25 protein-coding genes and 1 pseudogene are annotated in these 26,992 nt (G+C 73.1%); 16 read left to right on the top strand and 10 right to left on the bottom strand.

Going from position 1 to position 26,992, the window contains the following annotated elements:
- Window positions 1-2 precede the first annotated feature (2 nt).
- Together AB0N63_RS23560 and AB0N63_RS23555 are read right to left on the bottom strand one after the other, a co-directional pair.
- A complete protein-coding gene (locus tag AB0N63_RS23560) occupies window positions 3-836 on the bottom strand; it encodes a PIG-L family deacetylase (protein ID WP_365531145.1) in 834 nt (277 codons plus the stop codon).
- 702 nt (window positions 837-1,538) lie between these two features.
- Window positions 1,539-2,123 carry a helix-turn-helix domain-containing protein gene (locus tag AB0N63_RS23555; RefSeq protein WP_365531143.1) on the bottom strand — a complete coding sequence of 195 codons (585 nt, stop codon included), beginning with the start codon at window positions 2,121-2,123 and terminating at the stop codon, window positions 1,539-1,541.
- 71 nt (window positions 2,124-2,194) lie between these two features.
- Between AB0N63_RS23555 and AB0N63_RS23550 the strand changes: the two genes are divergently transcribed.
- Together AB0N63_RS23550 and AB0N63_RS23545 are read left to right on the top strand one after the other, a co-directional pair.
- Complete coding sequence (locus AB0N63_RS23550; RefSeq protein ID WP_365531141.1) at window positions 2,195-3,088, top strand: NADP-dependent oxidoreductase; 894 nt, start codon at window positions 2,195-2,197, stop codon at window positions 3,086-3,088.
- Window positions 3,089-3,141: 53 nt separating this feature from the next.
- Window positions 3,142-3,429, top strand: a complete 288-nt coding sequence (locus tag AB0N63_RS23545; protein ID WP_365531327.1) for a hypothetical protein — start codon at window positions 3,142-3,144, stop codon at window positions 3,427-3,429.
- Here AB0N63_RS23545 and AB0N63_RS23540 read toward each other — a convergent pair.
- Entirely contained in the window at window positions 3,363-3,983 is a 621-nt protein-coding gene (locus AB0N63_RS23540) for an AAA family ATPase (protein ID WP_365531139.1), read from the bottom strand. The genes AB0N63_RS23545 and AB0N63_RS23540 overlap by 67 nt on opposite strands.
- A gap of 135 nt (window positions 3,984-4,118) precedes the next feature.
- On the opposite strand from AB0N63_RS23540, the gene AB0N63_RS23535 reads away from it, so the two are divergent.
- Window positions 4,119-4,982, top strand: coding sequence for a hypothetical protein (locus AB0N63_RS23535; RefSeq protein ID WP_365531137.1), 864 nt, complete (start codon window positions 4,119-4,121; stop codon window positions 4,980-4,982).
- A gap of 69 nt (window positions 4,983-5,051) precedes the next feature.
- Here AB0N63_RS23535 and AB0N63_RS23530 read toward each other — a convergent pair whose 3' ends face one another.
- Together AB0N63_RS23530 and AB0N63_RS23525 are read right to left on the bottom strand one after the other, a co-directional pair.
- A complete protein-coding gene (locus tag AB0N63_RS23530) occupies window positions 5,052-6,908 on the bottom strand; it encodes a M1 family aminopeptidase (protein ID WP_365531135.1) in 1,857 nt (618 codons plus the stop codon).
- 392 nt (window positions 6,909-7,300) lie between these two features.
- Complete coding sequence (locus AB0N63_RS23525) at window positions 7,301-8,296, bottom strand: helix-turn-helix transcriptional regulator (protein WP_365531134.1); 996 nt, start codon at window positions 8,294-8,296, stop codon at window positions 7,301-7,303.
- 176 nt (window positions 8,297-8,472) lie between these two features.
- On the opposite strand from AB0N63_RS23525, the gene AB0N63_RS23520 reads away from it, so the two are divergent.
- Window positions 8,473-9,165, top strand: a complete 693-nt coding sequence (locus tag AB0N63_RS23520) for an SDR family oxidoreductase (protein ID WP_365531132.1) — start codon at window positions 8,473-8,475, stop codon at window positions 9,163-9,165.
- Between the two features lie 153 nt (window positions 9,166-9,318).
- On the opposite strand, the gene AB0N63_RS23515 is transcribed toward AB0N63_RS23520, so the two are convergent.
- Both AB0N63_RS23515 and AB0N63_RS23510 read right to left on the bottom strand, forming a co-directional pair.
- Window positions 9,319-10,362, bottom strand: coding sequence for a hypothetical protein (locus AB0N63_RS23515; RefSeq protein ID WP_365531130.1), 1,044 nt, complete (start codon window positions 10,360-10,362; stop codon window positions 9,319-9,321).
- A 975-nt stretch (window positions 10,363-11,337) separates the two neighbouring features.
- Window positions 11,338-11,898, bottom strand: a complete 561-nt coding sequence (locus AB0N63_RS23510; protein ID WP_365531128.1) for a cysteine hydrolase — start codon at window positions 11,896-11,898, stop codon at window positions 11,338-11,340.
- A gap of 187 nt (window positions 11,899-12,085) precedes the next feature.
- Here AB0N63_RS23510 and AB0N63_RS23505 point away from each other — a divergent pair, with 187 nt between their 5' ends.
- Window positions 12,086-12,607 carry a DUF1203 domain-containing protein gene (locus AB0N63_RS23505; protein WP_365531126.1) on the top strand — a complete coding sequence of 174 codons (522 nt, stop codon included), beginning with the start codon at window positions 12,086-12,088 and terminating at the stop codon, window positions 12,605-12,607.
- Window positions 12,608-12,670: 63 nt separating this feature from the next.
- Here AB0N63_RS23505 and AB0N63_RS23500 read toward each other — a convergent pair whose 3' ends face one another.
- Window positions 12,671-13,219 (bottom strand): hypothetical protein, encoded by a 549-nt coding sequence (locus tag AB0N63_RS23500; RefSeq protein WP_365531124.1) that lies wholly within the window; start codon window positions 13,217-13,219, stop codon window positions 12,671-12,673.
- 248 nt (window positions 13,220-13,467) lie between these two features.
- On the opposite strand from AB0N63_RS23500, the gene AB0N63_RS23495 reads away from it, so the two are divergent.
- Entirely contained in the window at window positions 13,468-14,136 is a 669-nt protein-coding gene (locus AB0N63_RS23495; protein WP_365531122.1) for a YceI family protein, read from the top strand.
- 123 nt (window positions 14,137-14,259) lie between these two features.
- Here the strand turns inward: AB0N63_RS23495 and AB0N63_RS23490 are convergent.
- Window positions 14,260-14,463, bottom strand: a pseudogene (locus AB0N63_RS23490) (hypothetical protein); the annotation flags it as partial.
- Between the two features lie 229 nt (window positions 14,464-14,692).
- Here AB0N63_RS23490 and AB0N63_RS23485 point away from each other — a divergent pair.
- Window positions 14,693-15,706, top strand: a complete 1,014-nt coding sequence (locus AB0N63_RS23485; protein WP_365531120.1) for an SPFH domain-containing protein — start codon at window positions 14,693-14,695, stop codon at window positions 15,704-15,706.
- Entirely contained in the window at window positions 15,703-16,602 is a 900-nt protein-coding gene (locus tag AB0N63_RS23480; protein ID WP_365531118.1) for a hypothetical protein, read from the top strand. Before AB0N63_RS23485 ends, AB0N63_RS23480 begins: the two co-directional genes overlap by 4 nt.
- A gap of 55 nt (window positions 16,603-16,657) precedes the next feature.
- Here AB0N63_RS23480 and AB0N63_RS23475 read toward each other — a convergent pair whose 3' ends face one another.
- Window positions 16,658-17,647: an aldo/keto reductase gene (locus AB0N63_RS23475; protein ID WP_365531116.1), complete on the bottom strand. Its 990-nt coding sequence runs from the start codon at window positions 17,645-17,647 to the stop codon at window positions 16,658-16,660.
- A gap of 419 nt (window positions 17,648-18,066) precedes the next feature.
- Here AB0N63_RS23475 and AB0N63_RS23470 point away from each other — a divergent pair, with 419 nt between their 5' ends.
- The 8 genes from AB0N63_RS23470 (at window position 18,067) to AB0N63_RS23435 (ending at window position 26,745) form a co-directional block, all read left to right on the top strand.
- Window positions 18,067-18,810 carry an alpha/beta hydrolase gene (locus AB0N63_RS23470; protein ID WP_365531114.1) on the top strand — a complete coding sequence of 248 codons (744 nt, stop codon included), beginning with the start codon at window positions 18,067-18,069 and terminating at the stop codon, window positions 18,808-18,810.
- A 213-nt stretch (window positions 18,811-19,023) separates the two neighbouring features.
- Window positions 19,024-19,869, top strand: a complete 846-nt coding sequence (locus AB0N63_RS23465; protein ID WP_365531112.1) for a DUF4097 family beta strand repeat-containing protein — start codon at window positions 19,024-19,026, stop codon at window positions 19,867-19,869.
- Between the two features lie 512 nt (window positions 19,870-20,381).
- Window positions 20,382-21,143, top strand: coding sequence for a DeoR/GlpR family DNA-binding transcription regulator (locus AB0N63_RS23460; protein ID WP_365531110.1), 762 nt, complete (start codon window positions 20,382-20,384; stop codon window positions 21,141-21,143).
- A 294-nt stretch (window positions 21,144-21,437) separates the two neighbouring features.
- Window positions 21,438-22,802 carry a sugar ABC transporter substrate-binding protein gene (locus tag AB0N63_RS23455; RefSeq protein ID WP_365531108.1) on the top strand — a complete coding sequence of 455 codons (1,365 nt, stop codon included), beginning with the start codon at window positions 21,438-21,440 and terminating at the stop codon, window positions 22,800-22,802.
- Between the two features lie 79 nt (window positions 22,803-22,881).
- Entirely contained in the window at window positions 22,882-23,844 is a 963-nt protein-coding gene (locus AB0N63_RS23450; RefSeq protein WP_365531106.1) for a sugar ABC transporter permease, read from the top strand.
- Window positions 23,844-24,725, top strand: a complete 882-nt coding sequence (locus AB0N63_RS23445; protein WP_365531104.1) for a carbohydrate ABC transporter permease — start codon at window positions 23,844-23,846, stop codon at window positions 24,723-24,725. Before AB0N63_RS23450 ends, AB0N63_RS23445 begins: the two co-directional genes overlap by 1 nt.
- Window positions 24,722-25,711: a zinc-dependent alcohol dehydrogenase family protein gene (locus AB0N63_RS23440; RefSeq protein WP_365531102.1), complete on the top strand. Its 990-nt coding sequence runs from the start codon at window positions 24,722-24,724 to the stop codon at window positions 25,709-25,711. The genes AB0N63_RS23445 and AB0N63_RS23440 overlap by 4 nt, the downstream gene beginning before the upstream one ends.
- On the top strand, window positions 25,708-26,745 hold the full coding sequence (locus AB0N63_RS23435; RefSeq protein WP_365531100.1) for a carbohydrate kinase: 1,038 nt from the start codon (window positions 25,708-25,710) through the stop codon (window positions 26,743-26,745). The genes AB0N63_RS23440 and AB0N63_RS23435 overlap by 4 nt, the downstream gene beginning before the upstream one ends.
- Window positions 26,746-26,992: the final 247 nt, after the last annotated feature.

Genomic DNA, 26,992 nt, shown 5'->3' with positions numbered 1-26,992 from the left:
GATCAGCGCAGGCCGGCGAAGAGGTCCTTCTCGGGCACGGCCGCACCCGTGGTGTCCTGGACGCGTACGAACGTCTCCACGCCCATCAGCTCGGTGAACCTCTCCCGGCCCATCTTGAGGAAGAAGATGTTCTCGCTCTGGCTCGCGTGCGCGGCCAGCGCGTCGAACTTCTGCCCGCCGAACGCGGTGGTGTCCACCCAGGTGGTGATCTCCTCGTCGGGCAGCCCGATCTCCGCCATCGCGGCGGCCTCGGCGGGGTCCGGCTCCGGCAGGTCCGCACCGAACTCGCGCATGACCTCCCCGAAACGCCGCATCATCGAGCGGGGCGCCGTCGTCCAGTACACCTTCGGCGTCAGACCGGTCATCTTCAGCGCCGCCGTCGTGATGCGGTTGGCCTGGATGTGGTCGGGGTGGCCGTAGAAGCCGTTCTCGTCGTAGGTCACGACGACATCGGGGCGGTAGTGCCGCATGAGGTCGGCGAGCCGGGCGGCGCCCTCCTCCACGGGGGTGCGCCAGAAGGCGCCGGGGGCGTCGTTGTTCGGCCAGCCTATCATCCCGGAGTCGGCGTAGTCCAGCGTCTCCAGGTGACTGATCTTCAGCACCTCGCAGCTCGCGGCGAGCTCCTGACGGCGCATCGCGGCGACGGCCGCCGGATCGTGCCCGGGATCGCCCGGCTTCACGCCCCCCGGTCCGTCGCCGCAACCGCCGTCGGTACAGGTCACGAGGACCGTGCGCACTCCCTCCGCCGCGTAGCGCGCCAGAACGCCCCCCGTTCCGGTGGCCTCGTCGTCGGGGTGGGCGTGTACGGCCATGAGGGTCAGGGGCCGGTCGTTCATGAGGGGGTCCTCCTGTGGGGAAAAGGGTTGGGGTCCGGGCCGGCGCGGACGTGTGAGCGGCCACCCCTCGATACCAGATGTCGGATGACCGGCGCACCGCGGACCTGCGGGATTCGGACGACGTCGAGACGGCGTGTCGATGTCTCTGCGTTCTCCGTCCCCACGGCGCCGGTCTGTCGGCCGGTGCAACAGCGCCGGCCGGACAGGGTATTCCTGCGGCTCGCCGAAAGTCCGTCAGAGCCGGTTCGCGCAACGGCGATCGGCCGCGCATACGGCTCGTTCAGGCCCGCGTCGGCTCGTTTCGGTCCGCCGGCCGGGGAGGAGCAGCGGTGTGCCGGGCGGCGGAGGTCCCAGGCCACCGGCTCCCAGGCGAAGGAGTCGCCCGTGCGCCGGACGCGGCCGAAGGGGACGCCGGCGACATGGACGCCGAATCCGGTCGTGCCCTGGTCGGCCAGTCGTCCGAGCACCTCGCACCGGAGCCCGGAGGACTCGTCGGCCGCACGCTGGTCACGCTGACCGCCGGTCGCGGACGGCGTGTACCGCCCCGGCGAACGCAGCGCCTCGGTCGCCGCGGGGCGCGGTGCCGCGGGTGTCCTGCCGGCGCCGGAGGCCGGTCGGCAACTCGAGGAGTGAACCGGGCGACTCGGCGTCACACCGCCGGACACCGCCGAGCGAGGTCCTGCTCGTGCCGGTGAGGTCTCCTCAGGGGCGGGTGGCGGTGGTGGCGGCCCAGGCCGCTTCGACCATCGCGAAGATCTCGTCCAGGGCGGCCTCCGGGTCGGCCGCCTCCCGGGCCAGCGCGTAGGCGTCGATCACGAACCTCGCGATCGTCCTGCACGCCGTCGCGGTCCGGTCCCGGCCGGGGTCCGCGGCGATGGCCGCGGCCAGCGACTCCGCGTGACGCAGCCGCATCGACTCCTCGTACTGCCGCAGCGCGGGCGACGCGTCGATCATGCGCCAGACCGGGTCCGCGCCGTCCGCCGCGCAGTGCCGCACCAGGACCTCGACCTCGCGGCGCAGTGCGGGGAGGAGGGGTTCGTCCGGCGCCCGGTCCGTGACCGCCCGCGTGAGGCGCTGCTCGAAGTCCTGGTCCCGTTCGAAGACCAGGGCCTCCTTCGAGGCGAAGTGGGAGAAGACCGTGGTGACGGCGACATCGGCCTCGGCGGCCACCTCGCGGATGCCGACCGCGTCGTATCCGCGGTCCAGGAAGAGGCGCAGGGCGGTGTCGGCGATCTTCTGGCGGGTGGCGGCCTTCTTGCGCTCCCGGCGTCCGGTGGGCACGGTCATGCGCTGAAGACTATCAGGTGGCAAATAACAACGGTTCCAAAACACTAACCGTTAGTGGTACGGTCGGCGGCATGAAAAAGGTGAGCTTCGCCGAGTTCGGCGGTCCGGACGTCCTGCGCCTCATGGATGCCGGGGAGCCCCATGCCGGCCCCGGCCGGATCCGCGTGGCCGTACGGGCCGCGGGTGTGAACCCCGTCGACTGGAGGATCCGGGAAGGCCAGGTCCTCGGCGCCCATCCGATCGAGTTGCCCTCCGGAGTCGGGCTGGACGCCGCAGGGGTGGTGGACGAGGTCGGGGAGGGCGTCGAAGGGATCGAGGTGGGCGATCGCGTGTTCGGCGAGGGTTCGAGCACGTATGCCGAGTACGCCGTGCTGTGGGCCTGGGCCCGCATGCCCGAAGGTCTGTCGTTCGAGGAGGCGGCCGGCTACCCGTCCGTGGTGGAGACCGCGCTGCGTGTCATCCGGGAGTGCGGTGTGCGGCCCGGGCAGACGCTGCTGGTCAGTGGCGCGTCCGGGGGCGTCGGATCGGCGGTGCTGCAGATCGCCCGCGACCGCGGCATCACCGTGATCGGCACGGGCGGCACCGCGAACCAGGACTATCTGCGCGGCCTGGGCGCCCTCGCCACGACGTACGGCGACGGCTGGGTGGAGCGGGTGCGGCGACTCGGCCGCGTCGACGCGGCGCTCGACCTGGCCGGCTCGGGCGTGATCCGCGAGCTGGTCGAGCTGACCGGAGACCCGCGGAAGGTGGTCTCCATCGCCGATCTCGACGCGCCCCGGCTGGGTGTCCGCTTCTCCGGCGTGGCCGGCAGCATGCCCGACGCGCTCGCCGAGGCCGTCCGCCTCATCTCGGCGGGGAAGCTGCACATCCCGGTCGAGAAGGCGTACCCGCTCGCCGAGGCGGCGGCAGCGCACATCGACAGCCGGGCCGGTCACACCCGCGGACGGCGGGTCCTGGTCGTCTGAGGCCCGTGGGGGCGGCGTTCAGCGGTCTCCCCAGTGCCCCCACTCTGCTCGGCGTGGCGATCACCGTGCGCGGCGAGACCTACGGCGATCTCTGCCTCTCCGAGCGGGTGGACGGCCGCCCCTTCGACGACGAGGACGAGGAGGTCGTGCGCGCGCCGGCCGGAGCCGCCGGCCTCGCGACCGATCACCTCCTCGCCGACCGGCACCCCGGCGACGGCCACGACGACATGGCGGTCCCGGCGATCCGCATCCCCGAGAGGGCTGACGGCTGCCGTCAGGAGTCGTGGACCGGGTCGTCGGCTCCGGCGTCGGTCACTCCGTCCTCGGGTGCGAGGAGGTAGGCGTCGCCCGCGAGGCCGTCCAGGACGCGGTCGGCGGTCGCTTCGGCGGTCAGACCGGTGGAGTCCAGCACGTGGGCCTCGTAGCCGCCCAGGTCGCCGAACTGGCCGTACATCGACCGGATCGGTTCCGGGTCGGTCAGGGCGTCACCGGTTCGGGCGGCCGCTCGCCTCAGCGTGGTGCGCTGATCCGGCCGCAGGACGACGTAGCTCAGCGGCACGGCGCGGTCCTCGGCCGCGTCCCGGAAGAGGCCGAGGAACCAGGGGCCGACGACGCCGTCGAACACCACGTGGTAGCCGCCGTCGGCGTAGCCGAACGCCGCTGAGACCAGCACGCGCAGGACCACCTGGTTCTGCCGGTGCGCCTCGGGCAGGTACGGCGCGATCCGGCCCCGCTTGATGAAGTGCCAGAAATCATCGCTGTGCAGGTGCACGCTGGGGGACAGGCGCTCGGCGAGCAGCGCCGCCACGGTGCTCTTGCCGGCCCCGGGCGGCCCCGTCACCACGATCACCTGGCCGGACCCGGGAGAGTTCGGCTCGAAGATCGACGGATGCATGCCGCCACCCTGCCATGACCGGCCGGAGCGCCGCGCCCGGATTCCGGCTCCCGCGCGGACGACCGGACGAGCGGGTGCGGTGGCGGCGGAGTAGTCCCTTGCCGGGGAAGGGTCTCGTGTGCTGACACTGACCCCGTGACCAGGGCGACGAGGGAAGACCTGCCGGGAGGCGGTGTCCTCCTGACCGTGCCGGACGACGGGCCGGGGCCGCCCCCACTGCGCTTCGAACGGGTCTCGGACCGCCGGTGGACCTTGCGGCAGGGCGAACGGCCGCTGATCGAGGCCCGGTCGGAAGGCGAGGGTTGCTGCCGCGACCTGCGCCTGCGCCGCCTGCCCGGCCACCGCTCCCCGCTGCCGCCGCCGACCGCCGCGGCGATGCGGGCCGGGACCCGCTGGCCGCACCGGTACGCGCTGTGGCTGGAGGACACCGGGCTGGGCCCGCTGCACCGGGGACGCTGGCGGCTGACCCCGCGCACCGTCTTCGCCCCGGGCATCTGGGACAGTGACCTCGTCCGGGACTGGCCGGACGCCACCCTCGAACTGCTCTGCGGGGGCGGCTGGCACGGCGTCCTGCCGCTGCGCCCGCTCCCGGCGCCGGACGCCCCGCGCGTGAAGGCGTACCGCAAGCACGCCCGTGAGGGCACCCTCGCCCCGGTCCTGCTGTGGTGGGTGTCCTTCCTGGACGGCTGGCTGCTCCTGGACGGCCACGACCGGGCCGTGGCCGCGCTGGCCGAGGGCCTGCGACCGGCCTGCGTGGAACTGGTCCGCCTGCCGGACGACGCCGCCTGGCAGGCCACCGCCCGGCAGATCACGGAGGCGCACGAGGAACGGACGGCCCGGCTGGCCGCGCGCCCGCGGGGACCGCACCTCGCACGCCGACTGCGGGCGCTGGAGCGGGGATACGCCGACGTGGTGTCCGCCCTGCCGTACGAAGCGGACGCCACCGCCGTGTTCGGGCGGCCCTCCGGCCCGGAGCCGGGCGGCCCACCGCCCCCGTAGCGCGGCGGGCCGCCCGACGATGCTGCCGCCGACCGGACCTGAGCGCCCGGGTGGCGGCAGCCGGGCCGGTCAGCCGTCGATGCGGTGCTGGGTCCAGAACGAGGTGAGGTCCGTACTGGTGGCGGCCTGGGCCGCCGCCTTGAACTCGGCCGTGGTCGACACGCCGTACCAGTGCGCGGTGGCGTAGTCCTTGAGCAGCTTCGTCATCGCGCTGTCGCCGATGAGCCGGCGCAGGTCGTGCAGGGCGCACTTGCCGTAGCCGTAGACGACGGTGGAGTAGCGCGAGGAGTGCGTGTCCCAGTACGCCATCGAGTTGCTGATCTTCTCCGCGCTGGAGGCCCACGAGACGCTGTTCCAGCAGTTGGCGCCGGTCTTGCCCTGGGCGAGGTCGGTGGCGTAGTCGGTGAACGACTCGTCCAGCCAGGGGCTGTTGTACTCGTCGTCGCCGACGATGCCGTACCACCACTGGTGGCCGATCTCGTGGGTGAGCGCCGTGGTGCTGACCAGGTCGAGGACGAAGCCGGGGTACTCCATGCCGCCGAACCAGTAGTTGTTGTCGATGACGGCGTCCAACTCGCCGTAGGGATAGGCGCCGAAGCGGGAGGCGTGGGCGTCGACCGCGCTCCTGGCGGTGCTCAGCATGGACTGGGCGCTGGCCGCGCTGATGCCGGAGACGGAGTACACGTTGACCGCGACGCCGCCGGGCGAGGTGCCGGAGATCTTGCTGAACGGACCGGCGGCCCATGCGAAGTCGCGGACCTTGGAGGCGGTGGCGGTGGTCACCGTGCGGCCGCTGGAGCCGGGGGTGTCGGTGGAGGTGCCGGTGGCCGGGACGAGCAGGCCGCTGGGGTGGTCGAGGGTCACCTTGAAGTCGGCGGCCAGGGAGTAGAAGGACTCGCCGTTGTCGGTGTACGGGTCCAGGTGCCAGCCGGCGCTGTCGCGCACCGCGAGCACCGGCAGGGCGTTGCCGATGAAGCTGAACGCGCCGTCGTGGCCGAACCGGTCGGCGCCGCTGGGCACGGTGATGCCGAGGTCGAAGCCGACGGTGGCGCTCTGGCCCTGGGCGAGCGGGGCGGGCAGATCGACCTTCAGGGCGGTGCAGGCCACGGACAGGGCGCCGGCGGTGCCGCCCGTGACGTTGCCGACCTTGATCGGCATCGCGTCGCAGCTGCCGTGGTAGTTGTCCCACAGCCGCAGGTAGACCTCGCTGAGCGCGGTGGCGGAGGCGTTGGTGAAGGTGACGCTCTCGTGGCCGTTCCAGGTGGTGCCGGCGCTGTCGCTGCTGAGGCTGACGGTGTACGCCGGCGCGGCCGGCGTCCGGGTGGAGTCGCCGGGCGGGGTGGTGCCGCCGCCTGAGGTGTCCAGGGCGATGTCGTCGAGGACGAAGCCGGTCTGGAGGCTGGAGTCCTCGGCGCCGGTGAAGGACAGGTTCACGGTCTGCCCGGCGTACGAGGACACGTCGACCGTCTTCTGCACGTAGCCGGTGTTCTTGTCCAGGTTCGAGTAGGTGGCCAGCGTGCTGCTGCCGAGCTTCACGGTCAGCTTGTCGTAGGCCGTGGAGGAGGTCGTCTCGGCGGTGTCGACGTGCAGCCAGTAGCTCAGGGTCGCGGTGGAGCACCCGGAGGGGATCGTGACGCTCTGGGTCAGGGTGTCGGTGCGGGTGCCGCCGGTTCCGGCCAGCCACGCGTAGGCGCTGCCGCCGTGCGCGGTCTGCCCGGAGCGGCTGGTGATCACACTCGACGCGGACTGGGTCCACGGGGAAGTGCCGCTCTCGAAACCGCCGTTGACGACGGCCTGGGCCGGTGTGCAGGCGGCGGGGGCCGCGGCCGGGCGGGCGGCGGCGGAGGTGCCGGGGAGCACCAGGGCGGCCGCGGCGACGACGGTGAGGACGCCGATGCCGAGGGCCTTGTGGGGGGTCGGTCTCACACGCTACTCCTTCTGCGGCGGCCGGGATCCCGGCCGACTCGAGGACCGCCGGACCGGCTGGGGTGCGCCGGGGCGGCCGTGAACGGGGCTTGCGCGGTGCGGTGTTCGACATGCCGGTCGCGCCCCGCCGGGGCCGGGGCGACGCCTGCCAAAGAGTGACAGATCTGACGCATACATGCCAGGCCCGTCCCGGTGGTCCGGCGGCCGGACGGGGCGACGCCTCGGCGAAGCGCTCCGTGCGGACGGCTCAGGACCCCGCCGCCTGCACCTTCAGCGGCGTCGGAGCGTGCCTGAAGACGCGCGGGGACGGGGGAGACCGGCGGGCGGACGAGCGCACGAAGAGCTCCTGGGCAGACCTCTTGGTGCTCCGGCGCCGCTCTTCTCGGTGACGGTCACAGGGCTCGATCCCGACCACGCGCCGGACGTTCTGCCCTCCCCGGCGTTTCCAGGTCCGAACCGCGCTCCGCCGGTGGGGTCTTCTGCGTCGGCGGGGTCTGCGGCGCTGTCCGACCGGCGAGGAGTCCGAGGCGCTCCTGCGAGGGGGTGCCCGGCTCGGCCGTGTAGATGATCAGGTCGTGGACGGCCCGTTGGGGCAGGGGCAGGTCCAGGGAGCGGAAGGTCATCTCCACACGGCCGACTTCGGGATGGTCCAGCCGCTTGACGCCTTCGTGACGGATCCGCACGTCGTGACTGGCCCACATGGTGCGGAAGTCATGGCTGAGCGTGGACAGTTCGCCCACGAGCTCCCGCAGGGCCCGGTCGTGGGGTTCGCGTCCGGCTTCGGCGCGGAGCACCGCGACCGTGGCCCTGGCGCCTTCCTCCCAGTCGACGAAGAAGTCGCGGGAGCCGGGGTCGAGGAAGAAGTAACGGGGGAAACTGGCGCAGCCGCGGTCGCTCGTGGTGCCGCTGTCGAACATCGGCGCGTACAGGGCCCTGCACAGCGCGTTGCTCGCGACGATGTCCAGACGGCCGGTGCGGACGAAGGCGGGGGCCATCGTCATGGAGTCCACCATCCACTGGACGGGAGACGGGATCTCGACGTCCTTGCGGCGGTGCGGCCTGCGGCGGGCGGGGCGAGCCGCTCTGGCCAGTTCGAGCAGGTAGGTGCGCTCGTCCTCGTCGAGGAGCAATGCCTGCGCGACCGCTTCCAGCACCTCCTCGGAAACGCCGCCGATGTGGCCCTTCTCCAGCCGTGTGTACCACTCGGTGCTCACACCGGCGAGGGCCGCGACCTCCTCGCGCCGTAGTCCCGGAACCCGGCGGCGTCGGCCGGTGGGCAGCCCGACCCGCTCCGGGACGAGCCTGGCGCGTCGGCTGATGAGGAAGCCGCGGATGTCCGAGCGGTTGTCCGTGTGACTCCCGGTGCGGTCTCCGGGCGAAGGTTCCATCCGCCAACGGTACCCATGGTCCGGCCGGCGGAGAGAGGTTGTGTCTGTACCCCCCATGAACGCGGCCTTGCCCGCCGCTGACGGCGCCGGTTTCGTGAGGTCGGCGGACTTGAACGGCATTCCTTCGTCGCGGGCCGCCGTCCGCCGCACTCCATCCCCGTCTCAGGAGCATGACCATGGCCAGCAAGACCGTACTGATCACCGGCGCCACCAGCGGTATCGGCGCCCACACCGCGCGGTTGCTCCTCGACCGCGGCCACCGCGTGGCGGTCACCGGCCGCGACGAGAGCAAACTCAAGGCGTTCCTCGACGGGACCGGCCACCCCGACCGGCTGCTGGGTCTGGCCGCGGACGCGGCGGACTGGCAGGCCACCGAGTCGGTCGTGACCCGCACCGTGGAGCATTTCGGCGCCCTTGACGCGGCGGTGGCCAACGCCGGATTCATGTCCGGTGACTCCATCGGGGCCGGCGACCCGGCACTGTGGTCACCCATGGTCCTCACCAACGTCCTCGGCCCCGCCCTGCTGGCCCACGCCGCCCTGCCCCACCTGGAGGCCACTGGCGGACGGCTGGTGCTCCTCGGCAGTGTCGCCGGGCTGAAGAACTCTCCCGCAAATCTCTACTCGGCCACCAAGTGGGCTGTCACCGGACTCGCCGAGAACCTGCGCCTGCACGCCACGTCCCGCGGCATCGGTGTCACCCTGGTCAACCCCGGCATGATCGACACACCCTTCTGGCAGGGCACCGGCGTTCCCCCCTTCGCCCTGCCTCCCCAGCCCGTCGCCGAGGCCGTCTGCTTCGCGCTGGACCAGCCCGCGGGCGTCGACCTCAACACCCTGACCATCCGGCCCATGGGCCAGCCCGTGTGACCATGCCGGGTCGCTCTCTTCAGGGCAGTCGCCATGGCCATGTCGGTGATGTCGTGAACCGGTAGCCAGAAGTCCTTTGAGGTCAAGTGGGCCTGAGGTTCTACGGTGATCGTGTTCTGGTGATCGCTCACGGGAGGTGTGCGAGCGTGACGCTCAAGGAGTACGCGCCAGAGGAGCTGGCCGCCCAGCCCATCGGCGCGTGGAGCGGTGAGGTGTGCCGGCGGGTGGTCGGGGCGCTGCGGGAGCAGTTGGCGCGAGCAGCGCCGCCGCGGCCGGGACCACCAGCACGAGCAGCGCCGTGTGCTGCGGTGCCCAGCCTGCCGCAGCGCCCACCGCGCACGCCAGCGCGGTGCCGTGGACGAGCGCGGCGGGAGCCGTGAGCACGGCCAGGCGCCGCCTGAGCGACCCCACCGCGAAGAACGCCGTCAGAGCGGTGAGCACCCCCAGCGTCACGGACCGCGCCGGCAGTGAGAGGAACGCCAGCGAGACGGAGGTGACGAGGGCGAGCACCGACGCCGGGAGCGCAGCGGTGACGCTCCGCGCCGTCCGCGACCGGGCCGCCGTCGCGAGCAGGCCCGCCGTCACCAGCCCCTCCACCATCAGCGCCGCGGGGTAAGGCAGGTCCAGCGCCGCCGGAACGACCATGAGCGCGGACCAGCCGAGCACCAGCACGCCCGTCAGGGCCCTGGCTCGCCATGCCGCGGCGCGGACAGCGCACGCGAGGACGGCGGCGACGGCGGCCAGGACCAGCGGCGCCGTCTGCGACTGCGGCAGCCACGGCGAACCGGCCGTCACGGCCTCCCGCGCACCGCCCGGCGTCCCCGACCAGACCCGCGACACCCAGCCGGCCGGCCCCAGCAGCACCACGGCGAGCAACGGCAGCGCCCACAACACCGCCAGGCCCTGCACGGCGGCGGAAGCGAGGACGAGACCGCGCCGCACCGGCTCGGACATCCGAGCCGCACGCGCGCCCGCCACCACCGACAGGGCGATCCCGACGGCGAGATGCACGGGCACCAGCCAGACGGCCGGCAGCGTCGGGCGGACGATGCCGCCCAGCGCGACGACGGCGAGCAGACCGACCCCGACGGACAGCCCCACGGCGTGACCCTCGCCACCGGCCCGCCGAACCGCCACCAGCGCCGTCCCGGCCGCGAGCAGCAGCAGCGCGGCCGCGGACGCCGTCGCCCGGACCACCGGCCGTCCACGACAGCCGGACCGCGCCCAGAACGCCCGACGCCCCCGTGCCGTACGCGCCGACCGCGGCACTGATCCGCAGCACCGCGCCGGGAACGCGCAGGGCCACCGCCGTGTCGCACGCGGCGGTCACGAGCAGCGCCGCGGTGATCCCGTACCGCCCCGTGTCGGCGGCCACGGCACCCAGCAGCAGGGGCAGTTGAGCCACGGCCAGCGCGGCCGGAAGCGGCAGCCGCAGTGCCGTCGCGCGCGGCAGCAGCCCGTACCCCGTCCACACGGCCGCCAGCACCGCCGCCGCCCCGGCCGCGTACGCCGTGCCGTCCACTGCGGTCAGGGCGACCGCGCGCACCGCATAGGCGTCGAGCACCGTGAGCGCCAGCGCGAGCCCGGCCACCGCCTCGGCCGTCGAACGCAGTCCGCGCCCCAGCAGCGGCAGCGGAGCGGCCAGGGCGGCCACCGTGGCCACGCCCAGCACCAGCGACCGCCCGGTAATCCCCAACTGCCCCCAGCCGACCAGCGTGAACGCCACCGCCGCGATGGCCAGCAACAGGCCGCCCAGGAGCAGCAGCACGTTCTGCACGCGCGGCGCGTCGGTCTCGGAGCGCGGGGGCGTGGGCCTCGCGGGCGGCACGCGCGGCACCGGCGGCACGGGACCCGGCTGCGCCGACGCGGGCAACTGGGCGACCAACCAGGCCCGGCGAGCCCACAGTCGGGCCCGGCGGGCGTCCAGTCGCCACAGCTCGGCATCGATGAGCCGCAGCTCCTCGGCCGGTGACGGAGCGTGTGTCATGCTCCGGAGTGTGGCCCGCGCGGGGCCGTACCGCATGAGCGTGCGTACTCAACAGGTACTCAGGCCGCTGGGTGTCGAGGTCGCCGGGTGCTCAGGCCGCCGCCGCGACGCCGATGCCGGTGGCGAGGAACAGCCGGCTCCTCCGCGTTCCCCGTCCGGCGCGGCTCATCCCGAAGGGTCGCCCGTCACCCGGCCTCGACGGTGCCGAGCCAGTCGTCGACCGTCACGACGTCCGCCCACTGCGGGAACAGCCGCTCGGTGAGGAAGCGGTGCACCTCGGGATCGAGGTCCAGGCAGGCGTCGGAGAGGACGGTGAGGCCGAAGTCCAGGTCGTTGGCCTGGCACAGGGTGTGCAGCACCACCGCGCTGGTGGCGATCCCGGTGAGCACCAGGCTGTCGATGCCGCGCGCCCTGAGCACCACGTCGAGATCGCTGCCCGAAAAGGCGCTCGCCCGCCTCTTGGTGACCACCACCTCGCCCGGCAGGGGCGCCACCTCGGGGTGGATCTCGGTGCCCGGGTCGCCCTCGACATGGAGCCCGGCCCGCGCGACCGCGGTGAGCGCCCTGTTGCGTTCGCCGACTTCCGGGAAACCCGGGCGCAGGGCGATCACGACGTGGACGACGGGGATGCCCGCCGCTCGTGCCCCGTCGATGGCCCTGCGCAGGCGCGGCAGATAGCCGGAGCCGTCGTCGGCGAGGTCCACGACGGCGCGCTGGACGTCCATCACGAGGAGGGCGTTGCTCATACGGTCTCCAGAAGTGGGATCGGTTCGGGGCGGCCGGGTGGCCGGGCCGTTCGGGTGCTCAGTGTGCGCGGAGTGGCCGGGGTTCCGGGAGTGTACGGAGCGGTCGGGCACCCCGGGGTCGCGTGCTCCGGGCTCCGCGTCCGGAATCCGCCAGCACCCGCCGGACCGGCCGACGACGCTGGGAGCCATGACCGGACACACGCCCCTCCCCATCCCCTCCGCCGCGCTGCGGGAGCTGCGCGGCACCGACGACGCCGGGCGGCCCCTCCAGCCGTACACCGCCCGTGAGGACGGCGTCCCTCTCGCCTGCGTGGGCAGCCCGCTGCGCTGCTGTCTGCGCGGCATCGAGCCCGGTGAGCGGGTCGCCCTCGTCTCCTACGCGCCGCTGCGGCGCTGGGCGGCGGCGACCGGCGCCCAGCCCGGAGCGTACGACGAGACGGGGCCGGTGTTCATCCACGCCGATCCCTGCGAAGGGCCGGCGGCCCCCGCCGGGACCTTTCCGTTCGGCCGGCCGGGAGCGCTGCGCACCCTCCGCCGCTACGACGCGCGGGGGCACATCGTCGGGGGCCGCCTCTTCGAGATCCCCGAGGACGCCGACGCCGGGTTCGAACAGGCCCTCGACGAGGCGTTCGCCTTCCCGGAGGTGGCGCTGGTGCACGTACGGGCCGTGGAGTACGGCTGCTTCCACTTCGAGGTACGGCGGCCGTGACGGCGGCGCCCCGCCGCCGCGGGGACATCCGGGCGCCCGGAACCGGACGGCCGCGCCGCCCGATCAGTCGCCCGGCCCGTCCTCCTGCCCGGCCGTGTCGCCGATGGCGACGCGCAGGTCGTGCATGCCCTGAAGGATGTCGATGAGGGCTTCCTCGGCCCCGCTCAGGGCGTGCCGGGTGCCCTCCGCGTCGTCGCGGTCGGCGTGCAACTGGGCGCCGAGCGCGTACACCGCGGTCATCACGGCGGCGAAGGCGGCCTCCCGGCCCGGGGGCAGCTCCTCCACCCGGGGTTCGGACACCTGAAGCGCGGTCCGCTGCAGCCTGTTCGTCAGGACATTGACCGCGACGCCGGGGTCCGGCCCCACCGCCTCGACCCAGCCCTGCACCGTCTCCAGGACGTCCTCGACCTCCCCCTCCTCGCTCAGCCGGGTCGCCGCCGTGATCAGCAGCTCCGTCCTGGCGAGCAGAGCGCCGAGCAGCCGCAGCCGCTCCTCCTCCCGCGGCCCGTCGCCGGGACCTCCGCCCGGCTCCGCCGCGGGTTCGGCCGCCAGGGCTGCCAGCGCCGCGGAGATCTGGTCGGCGCTCACCGGATGCTTGCCAGCGTTGCTCACGTTCCCAGCTTCACCCGGCGAGGCCGCGACCGCCCGTCCACGGGCCGTCTCCGTGGGCCGTCCGGGCGCCCGCGCCGCCCATGGGGGTCCGAGGGGCAGGCCCGCGGAGGACTGACGGACGGGCCTGCGGAGGCCGGCGCCGGCCCGCGGAGGTACGGAGCGCACGTCTGTGAAGGTCTGCCGGGGAAGCGGTGGATTCCGCGACCAGGCCTTGCGGCGGCGTTCGCCCTGGCATACCTACGTGCTCCATGAACCTTTTCGGCCGCAGCTCCGCAATCCGACACGCGACGGCCCCCGCCACCCGGGAGGCGTCCCAGGGCGTGACACGCGCCGCCGCGCCGGGGACCGCCGCCACCGCCCTGCCTCCCGACGCGTCCCTGGCGGGGCTGACCGGAGAGTGGATGATCGATCCCGCCCACAGCAGGATCGGCTTCTCCGTGCGGCACGCCATGGTGACGACCGTGCGCGGCGCCTTCCTGGAGTACGAGAGCCGCCTGTACTTCGACGGCCGCGACCCGTCCCGCTCCCGCGCGGAGATCACCCTGCACACCGCCAGCGTCGACACCGGCGTCGAGCAGCGCGACGCGCACCTGGTCGGCCGTGACTTCCTCGACGCCGCGCGCCACCCCCGGATGACGTTCACCAGCACCGCCGTGCGCCTGGCGGACCAGGACGTCTACCACATGAGCGGCGACCTCACCATCAAGGACGTCACCCGTCCCGTCCTCCTGGAGCTGACCTACATCGGCCATGTCACCGACCCGTTCGGCTACGAACGGGCCGGCTTCGACGGCACCACCACGATCAACCGCTCCGACTGGGGCCTCACCTACAACGCCAGACTCGCCCAGGGCGGGGCCATGGTGAGCGAGAAGGTCCGCCTCCAGTTCGACATCGCCGCCATCCGCCGCCCGTAGGACCTCACTCGCGTCCACGTGCGGCGCCCGACCGCCGGGTGCGGGGGCCCCGGCCGGCGGGGTGCGGCGGTGCGTCACATGCGGGCGGCGCCCGGCCTGATCGCCTCACGGATGCGGTGGTACGTCCACGGTGATCACCACCTTGGTCGCCCGCGGCCCGGTGACCGCGTCGGGCACCTCGCGGCTCACGGTCCCGGGCCGGCAGTCGATCTCCACGAGCACCGCGGTCGCGCCCCCGTACTCGCTGTGGACCGCGATGCCCTGGGCCGTCCCGGCGGGCATCGGCCGGCCCCACCGGCCCACGCCGACGGCCTTCTCCAGCGCCGCCCCGACCCGTGCGTTCCCAAGTCCCCGTCTTCTTCCGGCCCTTGGTCCGGGCACCAGTGCAACGGGCGGCTGACGCGCGGCGACAACCAGACCCCGCCAGGCCTTCGCCCCGTCCATCGCCCCCGGCGGTCGTGGGAGTCGGGAGGTCGGTCACCCTCCTTTTATCGTCCCGTTGACGATATCCGGGGTCGCCATTATCGTCGTACTGACGAAATGAAGGGGGACCACCATGGCCGACATCACCCGCCGCTTCGGCTGGCGCCATCTGCGCTCCGCGCCCACCGCCCACATCCGTCACCACAAGCGCGGCCGGCTCGCCCACAACGGCCCGGGGCTCAGCTTCTGGTACCGGTCGCTGTCCGCGGCGCTCTCCGAAGTGCCGGTCGACGACCGGGAGTTGGCCATGGCCTTCCACGCCCGTACGGCGGACTTCCAGGACGTCACGGTGCAGGCCACCGTCACGTACCGGATCAGCGACCCGGCCAAGGCGGCCGACCGGCTCGACTTCTCCGTCGACCCGGACCGCGGGAACTGGCGCGGAGCGCCCCTGGAGCAGATCGCCACCCTCCTGACCGAGACCGCGCAGCAGCACGCGCTGGACGTCCTGGCCCGCACCCCCCTCGCCGTCGCCCTCGTGGACGGCGTCGCCTCCGTCCGGGAACGGGTCGCCGACGGCCTGGAGGCCGAACCCCGGCTCCCCGCCACGGGCATCGACGTGGTGGCCGTGCGTGTCGTGGCGATCCGTCCCGAGGCCGAGGTGGAGCGCGCCCTGCGCACCCCGGCCCGCGAGCAGATCCAGCAGGAGGCCGACCGGGCCACCTACGAACGGCGGGCCGTCGCCGTCGAGCGCGAACGCGCCATCGCCGAGAACGAGTTGGCCAGCCAGATCGAACTGGCCCGGCGCGAGGAGCAGTTGGTCGAGCAGCGCGGCACCAACACACGCCGCGAGGCCGAGGAGAAGGCGGCGGCCGACGGCGTACGGGCCGAGGCCGAGGCCGCCCGCAAGGTCCGCCTGGCCCGCGCGGACGCCGAGGCGACGCGCGAGACCGGCACGGCGCGCGCCGAGGCCCAGGCAGCCTGGCTGCGGGTGCACGGCGAGGTCGACCCGGCCACCCTGCACGCCCTGGCGGCGACCCGGCTGGCGGAGAACCTGCCGCGGATCGACAGCGTGACGCTCACCCCCGACGTCCTCACCGGGCTCCTGGCCAGGCTCGGCCGTCCGGACGGCGGGGCCGGCGCGTGAGCCTGGCCCCGCGGGCGGTGCTGGTGCACCGCAGGACCGAGTACGAGGAACTGCTCGCCCGGCACGGGACGCACGGACAGGCCGCGTTCTTCCTCTCCAGCCGGGGCCGCCCGATCGACGAGGTGGTCCGCCGTCACGAGCGCACCCGCCGGGCGCTGCGGGACGTGGCGGCGGCGGTGCCGCTCACCTGGCGCAGCTGCCAGGTGGAACGGGCGGACCTGGACCGCTTCCTGTTCGCGCCGGAGGACGTCGTGGTCGTGGTCGGCCAGGACGGCCTGGTCGCCAACACCGCGAAGTACCTCTCCGGGCAGCCCGTGGTGGGCGTCGACACCGATCCGGGGCGCAACCCGGGCGTCCTGGTCCGGCACCGCTGCGCCGACACGGCCGCCCTGCTGCGGTCCGTGACCGCCGCCGGGGACCGGGTGGAGGAACTGACCATGGTCGAGGCCGTCGCCGACGACACCCAGCGCCTCCTCGCCCTGAACGAGATCTACCTCGGCGCGGCCGGCCACCAGACGACCCGCTACCGCCTGGGTCCCGACGGCGAGACGGATCCAGGCGAACTCCAGGCGTCCTCCGGCGTGCTGGTCGGCACCGGCACGGGCGCCACCGGCTGGCTCCGCTCCCTGTGGCTGGAGCGCGGCGGCACCGCACCCCTGCCCGGGCCGTGCGACCCGCGGCTCGTGTGGTTCGTGCGCGAGGCCTGGCCGTCGCCCGCGACCGGCACGTCGAGGGTCGGCGGCGAGCTGGGGCGGGGACAGGCGCTGCGGCTGACCGTGGAGTCGGACCGGATCGTGGTCTTCGGCGACGGAGTGGAGACCGACGCCCTGGACCTGACCTGGGGCCAGAGCGTACGGCTGGGCATCGCGTCGACGGCCCTGCGCCTGGTGACGTGAGCCTCGTCCGGGCCGGTCGCGCCCCGGCCCGAGGCCGACCGCGCGGGTCCGGAACTCAGCGGTTGACCGACCGCATCCCCGCCTCGTCGTACCGCTCGCCCGCCGCCTGCGGCAGCTCCGCGTCGATACGGGCCAGGTCGTCCTTGGTCAGCTCGATGTCGACCGCGGCGGCGTTCTGCTCCAGGTAGGTGCGGCGCTTGGTGCCCGGGATCGGCACCAGGTCCTCGCCCTGCGCCAGCACCCAGGCGATCGCGAGCTGGGCCGGGGTGACGTCCTTCTCGGCTGCGATCTCCTTGACCTTCGCCGCCAGCCGCAGGTTCGCCTCCAGGTTGGCGTCCGTGAAGCGCGGGTTGTTGCGGCGGAAGTCGTTCTCGTCCAGCTCGTCCGGGGAGGTGAAGCGGCCCGCCAGGAAGCCGCGGCCCAGCGGCGAGTACGGCACGAACCCGATGCCCAGCTCGCGGCAGGCCGGCAGCACCTCGGCCTCCACGTCCCGCGACCACAGCGAGTACTCGCTCTGCACGGCGGTGACCGGGTGCACGGCGTGCGCCCGCCGGATCGTCTCCGCACTCGCCTCGCTCAGCCCGATGTGCCGCACCTTGCCCTCGGCGACCAGCTCGCCGAGCGCGCCGACCGTCTCCTCGATGGGCACGTTCGGGTCGACCCGGTGCTGGTAGTACAGGTCGATGTGGTCGGTGCCCAGCCGCTCCAGCGAGCCGTGCACGGAACTGCGCACGTGCTCGGCCGAACCGTCCTGGCGGCCGATGGTGCTCATGTCGCCCGGTACGGCGTCGTCCATCCGGTAGTTGAACTTGGTGGCGACCACGTACTCGTCACGATGCCCCCGGATCGCCTCGCCGACCAGCGACTCGTTGGTGAGCGGGCCGTACATCTGGGCGGTGTCGAGGAACGTGATCCCGAGTTCGAGGGCTCGCCGGATGGTCGCGATGCCCTCGTCCCGGTCGGTGGTGCCGTAGAAGGCGGACATCCCCATGCACCCGAGCCCGATGGCCGATACCTGGAGGTCCCGCAGACTGCGCTCCTGCATGAGGGTCCTTTCCCGCATTCCCGATCGTCGTCCGTCCGGCGCGAGGGCCTTCTTCCATCTAGCGACGGTTTCCGCCTCTCGGCATCCCGTGACAGGCGCCCCGGTACAAGGCCCCCGCGCGCCGGACCTTCACGACGCTACGAGCTGGAGTGCGCTCGAAGTCAAGCCGCCCCGACGCGCGCCGGGGTGTCCGCGGTGTCGGGCCGCGGGGTGTCCGCGGTGTCGGGCCGCGCAGCCCGTGCGGTGAAACCGTTTGCCGGGCCACGGCGGTCACTGCTACGTTTCCGTGGGCCGTGCGAGAGATCGAGGAGGTGGTACCCGTGAACGCAGTATCGACATGGGTGCTCCCCTCCGGGGACACGGTCGGGCGATAGGTCGTCCGGGAGCGCCGTTCACGTGCACTCCCGAAAGGCACGACCATGCAGGTCACTTCCGAACAGCGCCTCGACGACGGCGTCATCGAGCGCGCTTTCCTCCTCGGCGAGGTCCCCGGCATCCTGTGGACGCCCCCGCCCGCATCCGCGTCCGCACCGGCGCCGTTGATCCTTCTCGGCCACCCCCCGCTCGGACTGGGCACGATGTACCCCCGGCTGGCACAACGCGCCCGGCACGCCGCGGCGGACGGCTTCGCCGCGGCCACCATCGAGCTCCCCGGGAGCGGTGACCGCCCCCGTTGGCCCGCCCTGGAGCAGGCCCGCGCCGAGCTGCGCCGGGCGATGCAGGCAGGCCGGCCGGTCGACGACGACATCGTCGACGCCCTCGTCCTCCCGCTCGTGGAGAAGTCGGTCCCGGAGTGGCGGGCCGCCCTGGACGCCCTCCTGTCCCTGCCCGAGATCGGCGGTCCGGTCGGGTACTCGGGGGGAGTGATCTCCATCGGCATCCGGCTCGCGCTGGTCGAGCCGCGCATCAAGGCCGCCGTTCTGTTCGCCGGGAGTCTCGTGCCCGCCGCCCTGGTCGAGGAGGCCCGCCGGGTCACCGTTCCGCTGCACGTCCTGTTGCAGTGGGACGACGAAGGCAACGACCGGCAGGCGGCCCTGGACCTGTTCGACGCCTTCGGCTCCGAGGAGAAGACGCTGCACGCCAACATGGGCGGCCACACCGGTGTCCCGCAGTTCGAGGGCGACGCCGCGGCCGGGTTCTTCGCCCGGCACCTGAAGTCCTGAAGTCCGCCCGGCACCTGAGGTCCTGAGGTCCTAGAGCGAGGCCGGGCCGGGGTGGGCGGCGGGCGGCGTCGGCCGGGACGCCGCCCGCCGAGGACAGGCCCCGGCCCTCCTCGCCAGGGCGTTCCTCCCCGGTCCGGCCTGTGGTCCCGTGGTGCGGGACAGCCCTTCCACGCCACCGGAGGTGAACGCCGCCCTCCCGGGCATACGCACCCCATGACGTCATCGTGGAGCACACCGAGCCGCCCGAACCGGGGGCGGGAGTCCCGTCACGGCGGCCGCCCGGCCCGGATCGGGTGCGCGGCCCGGATCGGGTGCGCGCTGCTTCCGCTGCTCGCGCTGACGGCCTGCGGCCAGGGCGACGACCGGCCGCTGCCCGGGGCCGTCCACGGCGGACGCGGAGGGACGTTCGAGAGGGCCGCGCTCGCGGACGGCAGCCGCCTCGTCATCACCACCCAGGGCGGCGTACGGGTCGTCGGGACGGAGGACGGCACTGTGACGGTGGACGACACGACGCTCGCCCGCTGGGACGGCGCAGGAGACACCCGCACCCTCGACCTGCCCTGCGACGAGGGCGACGACCGGGCCAGGGACAACTGCGGCGGGATGCCGCTCGTCCACGTGCCCGCCGGTGTCACGCTCACCGTGCGGGCCCGCAACGCCGGGATCGACGTGAGCGATGTACAGGGCGCGCTGAGCCTGAGCACCGTCGACGGCGACGTCACCGTGCAGGACTCGGGCACGAAGGACGCCCACCAGCACCTCGTGACCCGTAACGGCTCCGTCCGCGCGACCGGCATCGAGGCCCGTGGCGTGGACGCCGAGACGGTCAACGGCGACGTCGAACTGCTGTGCACGACCTCGCCCGACACGCTCGACGGGGTGAGCCGCAACGGCTCCGTCCGCGTGACCCTCCCGGTGGACGCCCCGCCGTACGCGACCGACGCGAGCACCGTCAACGGCCGCTCCGTCGTGGACGTTCCGGCCGCCGGCGCCGCGGACCGACGGCACCGGCTGACCCTGCGCACCGTCAACGGCGACGCCGAGGCCCACCGGGGGTGAGCGGCACCGGCGCGGGCGGCCTCGGGCGCGCACGCTCTCGAGCAGCGGCGACTGGAGCAGCATGAACGCCCCGGTCGGAGCGGGGGACACGGCGACGGGCGCGCCGACCTGATCGCCCGCAAGGGGTCCGCCGGGAAGCTGCGGCTGTGCCCGGGCCCCACCGGCGCCCTCGCCTCCCGGGCCATGCGTCCGCCGCTCGGCGGACCGATCAGGCAGACCGGACCCCCTCGCCCCGGTGGTCACCGCGGCGCACACATGCTGATCCGGTCGGACGGCCGGTTTCGCCGACCGCCCGAACCGGGCAGGGAGAGCGGTCCACGCGGGCACCAGTAAGGGGACAAAGTGCGCCGCATGTGCGGTGACCTGCTGCTTCGTATCGCCACTTCGGGCGACACCGGGCAGCTTAGAGCCCGCTCTGGGCCCGGTCGTGCCGAAAAGCCGTTGGTATAAATGTGCGTCAAGACCGGGCGCGCCGTGCCCGGACCGGTCGTACAGAAGGCGAGGTGCATGCGATGAACGCCGCGGAGCGTCAGAGCCGGATCCTCGCGCTCGCGCGTCATCAGGGACGCGTCGAGGTCACCAGCATGGCCGCCGACCTGGCCGTCGCGCCGGAGACCATCCGGCGCGACCTCGGTGTCCTCGAACGCAGGGGACTGCTCCGCCGTACCTACGGCGGCGCCTACCCCGTCGAGGGCGCGGGTTTCGAGACGGGCCTCACCGAACGCGAGACCCTGCACGTCAAGGACAAGCGCCGGATCGCCGCGGAGGCGGTCAAGCTGCTCGGCGACGCGGAGACCGTGTTCGTGGACGAGGGCTACACCCCCCAGCTCCTCGCCGCGCTCCTGCCCGGTGACCGGCCCCTGACCGTGGTCACCGCGTCCCTGTCCACCGCGGCCGCGATCGTGGACTCCCCGCAGACCACCGTCCTGCTCCTCGGCGGCCGGGTCCGGGCCCGGACCCTGGCCACGGTGGGTTCCTGGGCCTGCGCCATGCTCGGCCAGTTCGTGATCGACCTGGCCTTCATCGGCTCGAACGGGATCTCCCGCGAACTGGGCCTGACCACTCCCGATCCGGTGGTGGCCGACGTCAAGGCCAAGGCGCTGGCCGTGTCGCGCCGGCGCGTGTTCATGGGGCATCACAGCAAGTTCGGAGCGAGCAGCTTCTGCCGCTTCGCGGAGGTGGGCGACTTCGAGGCCATCGTCACCGACACCGGACTGTCCAGCGCCGAGGCGCACCGCTACTCACTGATGGGACCCCGGGTCCACCGGGTCTGACCCCGCCCACCAGGGGCCGACCCGTTGACGGACCGACCCGCCGACGGACTTGCCCCACCGATGGACCTGACCCGCCGGGACCTGACCCGCCGGGACCCGCCCCAAGACCACCGGACCTGAGCCGCCACCGGGTCCGGACCCCACTGGGGCCGCCCCGTCGAGGGGGACGGCTCCGCCGAAGCCGTACCGGCGGCACCGCCACGCCCGCACCGCCGGGACACAGAGCGTCTGACCGATCCCACGTTCCCCTTGCACTTCGCTGCCCGTACCCCCCAGTTCACGAAAGGGACGATCATGACTTCACGACCGACCGGTCCACGGAAGGCAGTGCCGCTGTGCGCGCTGGCCGTGTGCGGCGCACTGCTCACGGCGTGCGCGGGCGCCGGTGGCGCGGGAGGCGGCTCCGGCGCGCACTCCATCAACGTACTGATGGTGAACAACCCGCAGATGTCGGACCTCCAGAAGCTGACCGCTGACCACTTCACCAAGGAGACCGGCATCAAGGTCAACTTCACGGTGCTCCCGGAGAACGACGTCCGCGACAAGATCAGCCAGGACTTCTCCAGCCAGGCCGGCCAGTACGACGTGGCCACGATCAGCAACTACGAGACGCCGATCTACGCCAAGAACGGCTGGCTCGCCCCGCTCGGCGACTACGCGAAGAAGGACACCGCCTTCGAGCAGAGCGACATCCTGCCCGCCCTGCGCGAGTCCCTGACGGTGTCCGGCCAGGTGTACGCCGAGCCGTTCTACGGCGAGTCCTCCTTCCTGATGTACCGCAAGGACGTGTTCCAGAAGAAGGGGCTGACCATGCCGGCCCACCCCACCTGGCGGCAGGTGGCCGACCTGGCCGCCCAGGCGGACGGCGCCGAGCCGGGGATGAAGGGCATCTGCCTGCGCGGACTGCCCGGCTGGGGCGAGGTGATGGCCCCGTTGACCACCGTGGTCAACACCATGGGCGGCACCTGGTTCGACAAGGACTGGAAGGCCCAGGTCGACAGCCCCGCCTTCACCAAGGCGACCAAGTTCTACGTCGACCTCGTACGCGCCCACGGCGAGAAGGGCGCCCCGCAGTCCGGGTTCGCCGAGTGCCTCAACAACATGGAGCAGGGCAAGGTCGCCATGTGGTACGACGCGACCTCCGCCGCCGGATCGCTCGAAGCCGGCGGCTCGCCGGTGGCCGGGAAGATGGGCTACGCGCCCGCGCCGGTCGACCGCACCAAGAGCTCCGGCTGGCTCTACACCTGGGCCTGGGGCCTCCAGAAGGCGAGCAAGAACAAGGACGACGCCTGGAAGTTCATCTCGTGGGCCTCCAGCAAGCAGTACGAGGAACTGGTCGGCCAGAAGCTCGGCTGGTCCCGTGTCCCGGCGGGCAAGCGCGGCTCCACCTACACCAACCCGCAGTACGTCGCCGCGGCGTCCGCCTTCGCCGGGGCCACCGCCGACGCCCTGAAGTCGGCCGACCCCGGCAACCCGGGTGTGCAGCCCCGGCCCGCCCCCGGCATCCAGTTCGTCGGCATCCCCGAGTTCACCGACCTGGGCACCGAGGTGTCCCAGCAGATCAGCGCCGCCATCGCCGGCAAGACCGGTGTCGAGCAGGCGCTGAAGACCAGTCAGGCGCTCGCCGAGAAGGTCGCCGCCAAGTACGCGGACAAGTGATCCCTCCCGATCCACCCGACGTTCCCCTCCCCTCCCCGCCCTCGCGGGACCGGGGACGGGAGCACAGCGGAGACACACGATGACCCTCACACACACCCTCACCAGGCGTGCCCGCACGCCGCGCACCGCGGAACGGGCCAAACCCCCTCAGCGGGCCCGCGGAGCATGGGCCCGGCGCGCCCCGCTCCTGCCGGCTCTGGTCTTCATGATCGTGGTCACCCAGCTGCCCTTCGTCGGCACCCTGGCGGTCTCGTTCATGCGCTGGAACGCCCTCGCCCCCGACGACCGTGCCTTCGCGGGCCTGGAGAACTACAAGGAGGCCGTCACCGACCCGAAGCTGCGCTCCGCCCTGCTGACGACCGTCACGCTCACGGTGACCGTGGTCCTGGTCAGCCTGGTGCTGGGCCTGGGCCTGGCCCTGCTGCTCGACCGCCGCTTCCGCGGCCGCGGCGTCGTCCGCACCCTGCTGATCACGCCGTTCCTCGTCGTGCCCGTGGCCTCCGCGCTGCTGTGGAAGCACGCGCTGTACAACGCCACCTACGGGCTGATCAACGGCTCGCTGACCTGGCTGTGGAGTCTGTTCGGCAGCGACGACCCACCGCAGCCCGACTGGCTGTCCTCGCTGCCGCTGATGTCCGTGGAGGCGTCGCTGATCTGGCAGTGGACGCCGTTCATGATGCTGATCCTGCTGGCCGGACTCCAGAGCCGCCCCATGGACGCGGTCGAGGCGGCCCGCGTGGACGGCGCGAGCACCTGGCAGGTGTTCCGTTACCTCACCTTCCCGCACCTGCGCCGCTACCTGGAGCTGGCCGCGCTGCTCGGCAGCATCTACGTGGTGCAGAACTTCGACGCCGTCTTCACGCTCACCGGCGGCGGCCTGGGGACCGCCAACCTGCCCTACACCGTCTACGAGACCTTCTACCAGGCGCACGACTACGGGCAGGCCTCCGCCGAGGGCGTCCTCGTCGTGCTGTGCTCCCTGCTCGTCGGCAGCTTCGCGCTCAGGACGGTCTCGACGCTGCTGCGAGAGGAGACCCGCTGATGGCCGCGACCCTCGCCCCCCGCGCCACGGGCGGCGCCCGCGCCGCCGCCGGCGCCGCGGCCCGCCGCCGGCGCGGCGCGCTCGGCCTGCTGGCCTGGCTCTGCGGAGTCGTGTTCTTCCTCCCGGTCGCCTGGATGTTCCTCACCTCGCTGCACGGCGAGTCCGACGCCGCGACCAACCCGCCGAGCCTCACGGCGCCGCTCACCCTCCAGGGCTACCGCGAGTTCTTCGGCGCGAGCACCGGCGTCTCGCCCTGGCCGCCGCTGATCAACTCCCTCTCCGCCAGCGTCCTTTCGACGCTGCTGGTGCTGGTGCTGTCCATCCCCGCCGCCTACGCGCTGTCCATCAAGCCCGTGCGCAAGTGGACGGACGCCATGTTCTTCTTCCTGTCCACCAAGATGCTGCCCGCGGTCGCCGGACTCCTTCCGGTCTACCTGATCGCCAAGAACAGCGGCCTGCTCGACAACGTCGCGCTGCTGGTCGTCCTCTACACCTCGATGAACCTGCCGATCGCGGTGTGGATGATGCGCTCCTTCCTCGCCGAGGTCCCCGTGGAGATCCTGGAGGCGGCCTCCCTCGACGGCGCCGGACTGCCCACCGTCCTGACCCGGATCGTCGCGCCGGTCGTCGCCCCCGGCGTCGCCGCCACCTCGCTGATCTGCTTCATCTTCAGCTGGAACGAACTGCTCTTCGCCCGGGTGCTCACCGGCGTCGTCGCCGGCACCGCACCCGTGTTCCTCACCGGCTTCGTCACCAGCCAGGGCCTCTTCCTGGCCAAGGTGTGCGCCGCCGCCGTGTGTGTCTCCCTGCCGGTGCTCATCGCCGGATTCGCCGCCCAGGACAAACTCGTCCAGGGCCTGTCCCTTGGAGCCGTCAAGTGAAAGCCGCCGTCATCAGTTCGCCCGGCCAGGTCGGCGTCGAGACCGTCGACGACCCCGCGCCCGGCCCCGGTCAGGTCGTGGTCGAGGTCTCCGCCTGCGGCCTGTGCGGCACCGATCTCCACATCCTCCAGGGCGAGTTCGCGCCCACCCTGCCCATCGTCCCGGGCCACGAGTTCGCCGGCGAGATCGTCGCACTCGGCGCCGGGGTCAGCGGCCTCGCCGTCGGCGACCGGGTCGCCGTCGACCCTTCCCTGCACTGTCACGAGTGCCACTACTGCCGTATCGGGCGCGGAAACATGTGTGAGCGCTGGAACGCCATCGGCGTCACCGTCCCCGGCGGCGCGGCCGAGTACGCGGTCGCCCCCGCCGCCAACTGCGTCAAGCTCCCCGAGCACGTGCGCACCGAGGACGCCGCCCTGATCGAGCCGCTGTCCTGCGCGGTGCGCGGCTACGACATCCTGCGGAGCACGCTGGCGAGCCATGTGCTGATCTACGGCTCGGGCACCATGGGCCTGATGATGCTGGAACTCGCCAAGCGCACCGGCGCTGCCACGGTCGACATGGTCGACCTCAACGAGGACCGGCTCGCCACCGCCCGCACCCTCGGGTGCAGCAACGCGGTGACCTCCGCCGACGCCCTGGAGCGCCCCCGCGGCTGGGAGGTGGTCATCGACGCCACCGGCAACGCCCAGGCCATCCAGGACGCCCTCGGCCGGGTCGGCAAGGGAGGCACGTATCTGCAGTTCGGCGTCGCCGACTACGCGACCCGGGCCACCATCGACCCGTACCGGATCTACAACGAGGAGATCACCATCACCGGCTCGATGGCGGTCCTGCACAGCTACGAACGCGCCGCCGAACTGTTCGCCGGCGGAGTGCTCGACCCGGACGTCTTCATCAGCGACCGGCTGCCGCTGGCGGACTACGCCGAGGCCCTGCGGCAGTTCCAGGCCGGGAAGGGCCGGAAGATCCAGGTACGGCCGTGACCGGTGCCGTCGAGTCCGGGCGCACCCGGGTCCGCGCCGAGCCGGCGTCCGGCGGCGGGGACACGGCGCTCGCCGGGCCCCCGGCGCTGGTCGTCGGGGAGGCGCTGGTGGACGTCATCGCCGGGCCCGACGGCCCGCGCCGCAGCCACCCCGGCGGGAGCCCCGCCAACGTGGCGCTGGGGCTGGCCAGACTCGGCCATCCGGTCCGGCTCGCCACCCGCGTGGGCGACGACGACTTCGGCGTCCTGGTGCGCGAGCACCTGGAGGACAGCGGGGTCGAGCTGGCGCCGGGCTCGGTGGCCGACGCCCCCACGTCCACGGCGACCGCCGTCCTCGACGCCGAGGGCGCCGCGCAGTACACCTTCGACATCACCTGGGCGCTGCCGCCGGCAGTCGAGGAAGCGCTGCGCGACGGCCCGCCGGCACACGTCCACACCGGCTCCATCGCCACCTCCCTGGCCCCGGGAGCCGACCAGGTCGCCCGCACGGTGCACGCCCTGCGGCCCTCGGCCACCCTCTCCTACGACCCCAACCTGCGACCCGCGCTGCTCGGCTCCGCGGAGCGGGTGCGGGAACGGGTGGAGCAACTCGTCGCCGCCTGCGACGTGGTGAAGGCGAGCGAGGAGGACCTGGCCTGGCTCCACCCGGGCGTGAGCCCCGACCGGACGGCGGCCCGCTGGGCACGCGGCGGCCCGGCCCTGGTCGTCCTCACCCGGGGAGCGAACGGCGCCCGCGCGTGGTGGCGGCACGGCAGCGAGGACATCGCGCCGGTGGCGGTCCGGGTGCGGGACACCGTCGGGGCGGGCGACGCGTTCATGGCCGGCCTCACCAGCCGGATGCTGCACGCCGGACTGCTGGGAGGCGGTCCGGGGGACGAGGCCCGGACGGCCCGCGCGGCACTGCGCGCGGCGACGGACACCGACCGGCTGCCCGCGGTGCTCGCCGAGGCACTGGCGACGGCCGCCCGGACGGCAGCGCTCACCTGCGCGCGCGAAGGAGCGGACCCGCCCACGGCAGCGGACCTGACGGTGTGAGCCCGACGGCCGTCCGCCCCCCCGCACCGGTGTGAGGGCGACGGCCGTCCGCCTTGCTCCGGTGCGGGGCGGACGGCTCGCCGCCGCGGGGGACGGCGCCCTCCGCTGTTTTGGACATCGTTTCCGACTGTTTTCTGGAATATTGACTCCGCCGGGTTCGCCGCATCGCTCCGGGAACACCCGGCGCATCGGCGGCCCGGCTTTCCGTGCGTCCCTCGGACGGTTTGTCCGCAAGGCCGGAGCCGCA

It is taken from the genome of Streptomyces sp. NPDC093260 (assembly GCF_040683715.1).
GTDB lineage: Bacteria > Actinomycetota > Actinomycetes > Streptomycetales > Streptomycetaceae > Streptomyces > Streptomyces sennicomposti.
This window is presented reverse-complemented; position numbering and strand designations above follow the sequence as displayed.

Excerpts from the sequence above, each read along its gene's own strand:
- AB0N63_RS23485 (WP_365531120.1), top strand. The coding sequence starts at position 14,693 with ATGGCCGACATCACCCGCCGCTTCGGCTGGCGCCATCTGCGCTCCGCG.
- AB0N63_RS23470 (WP_365531114.1), top strand. The coding sequence starts at position 18,067 with ATGCAGGTCACTTCCGAACAGCGCCTCGACGACGGCGTCATCGAGCGC.
- AB0N63_RS23525 (WP_365531134.1), bottom strand. The coding sequence starts at position 8,296 with ATGGAACCTTCGCCCGGAGACCGCACCGGGAGTCACACGGACAACCGC.
- AB0N63_RS23520 (WP_365531132.1), top strand. The coding sequence starts at position 8,473 with ATGGCCAGCAAGACCGTACTGATCACCGGCGCCACCAGCGGTATCGGC.
- AB0N63_RS23510 (WP_365531128.1), bottom strand. The coding sequence starts at position 11,898 with ATGAGCAACGCCCTCCTCGTGATGGACGTCCAGCGCGCCGTCGTGGAC.
- AB0N63_RS23505 (WP_365531126.1), top strand. The coding sequence starts at position 12,086 with ATGACCGGACACACGCCCCTCCCCATCCCCTCCGCCGCGCTGCGGGAG.
- AB0N63_RS23555 (WP_365531143.1), bottom strand. The coding sequence starts at position 2,123 with ATGACCGTGCCCACCGGACGCCGGGAGCGCAAGAAGGCCGCCACCCGC.
- AB0N63_RS23465 (WP_365531112.1), top strand. The coding sequence starts at position 19,024 with ATGACGTCATCGTGGAGCACACCGAGCCGCCCGAACCGGGGGCGGGAG.
- AB0N63_RS23560 (WP_365531145.1), bottom strand. The coding sequence starts at position 836 with ATGAACGACCGGCCCCTGACCCTCATGGCCGTACACGCCCACCCCGAC.
- AB0N63_RS23540 (WP_365531139.1), bottom strand. The coding sequence starts at position 3,983 with ATGCATCCGTCGATCTTCGAGCCGAACTCTCCCGGGTCCGGCCAGGTG.
- AB0N63_RS23495 (WP_365531122.1), top strand. The coding sequence starts at position 13,468 with ATGAACCTTTTCGGCCGCAGCTCCGCAATCCGACACGCGACGGCCCCC.
- AB0N63_RS23475 (WP_365531116.1), bottom strand. The coding sequence starts at position 17,647 with ATGCAGGAGCGCAGTCTGCGGGACCTCCAGGTATCGGCCATCGGGCTC.
- AB0N63_RS23450 (WP_365531106.1), top strand. The coding sequence starts at position 22,882 with ATGACCCTCACACACACCCTCACCAGGCGTGCCCGCACGCCGCGCACC.
- AB0N63_RS23460 (WP_365531110.1), top strand. The coding sequence starts at position 20,382 with ATGAACGCCGCGGAGCGTCAGAGCCGGATCCTCGCGCTCGCGCGTCAT.
- AB0N63_RS23445 (WP_365531104.1), top strand. The coding sequence starts at position 23,844 with ATGGCCGCGACCCTCGCCCCCCGCGCCACGGGCGGCGCCCGCGCCGCC.
- AB0N63_RS23550 (WP_365531141.1), top strand. The coding sequence starts at position 2,195 with ATGAAAAAGGTGAGCTTCGCCGAGTTCGGCGGTCCGGACGTCCTGCGC.
- AB0N63_RS23455 (WP_365531108.1), top strand. The coding sequence starts at position 21,438 with ATGACTTCACGACCGACCGGTCCACGGAAGGCAGTGCCGCTGTGCGCG.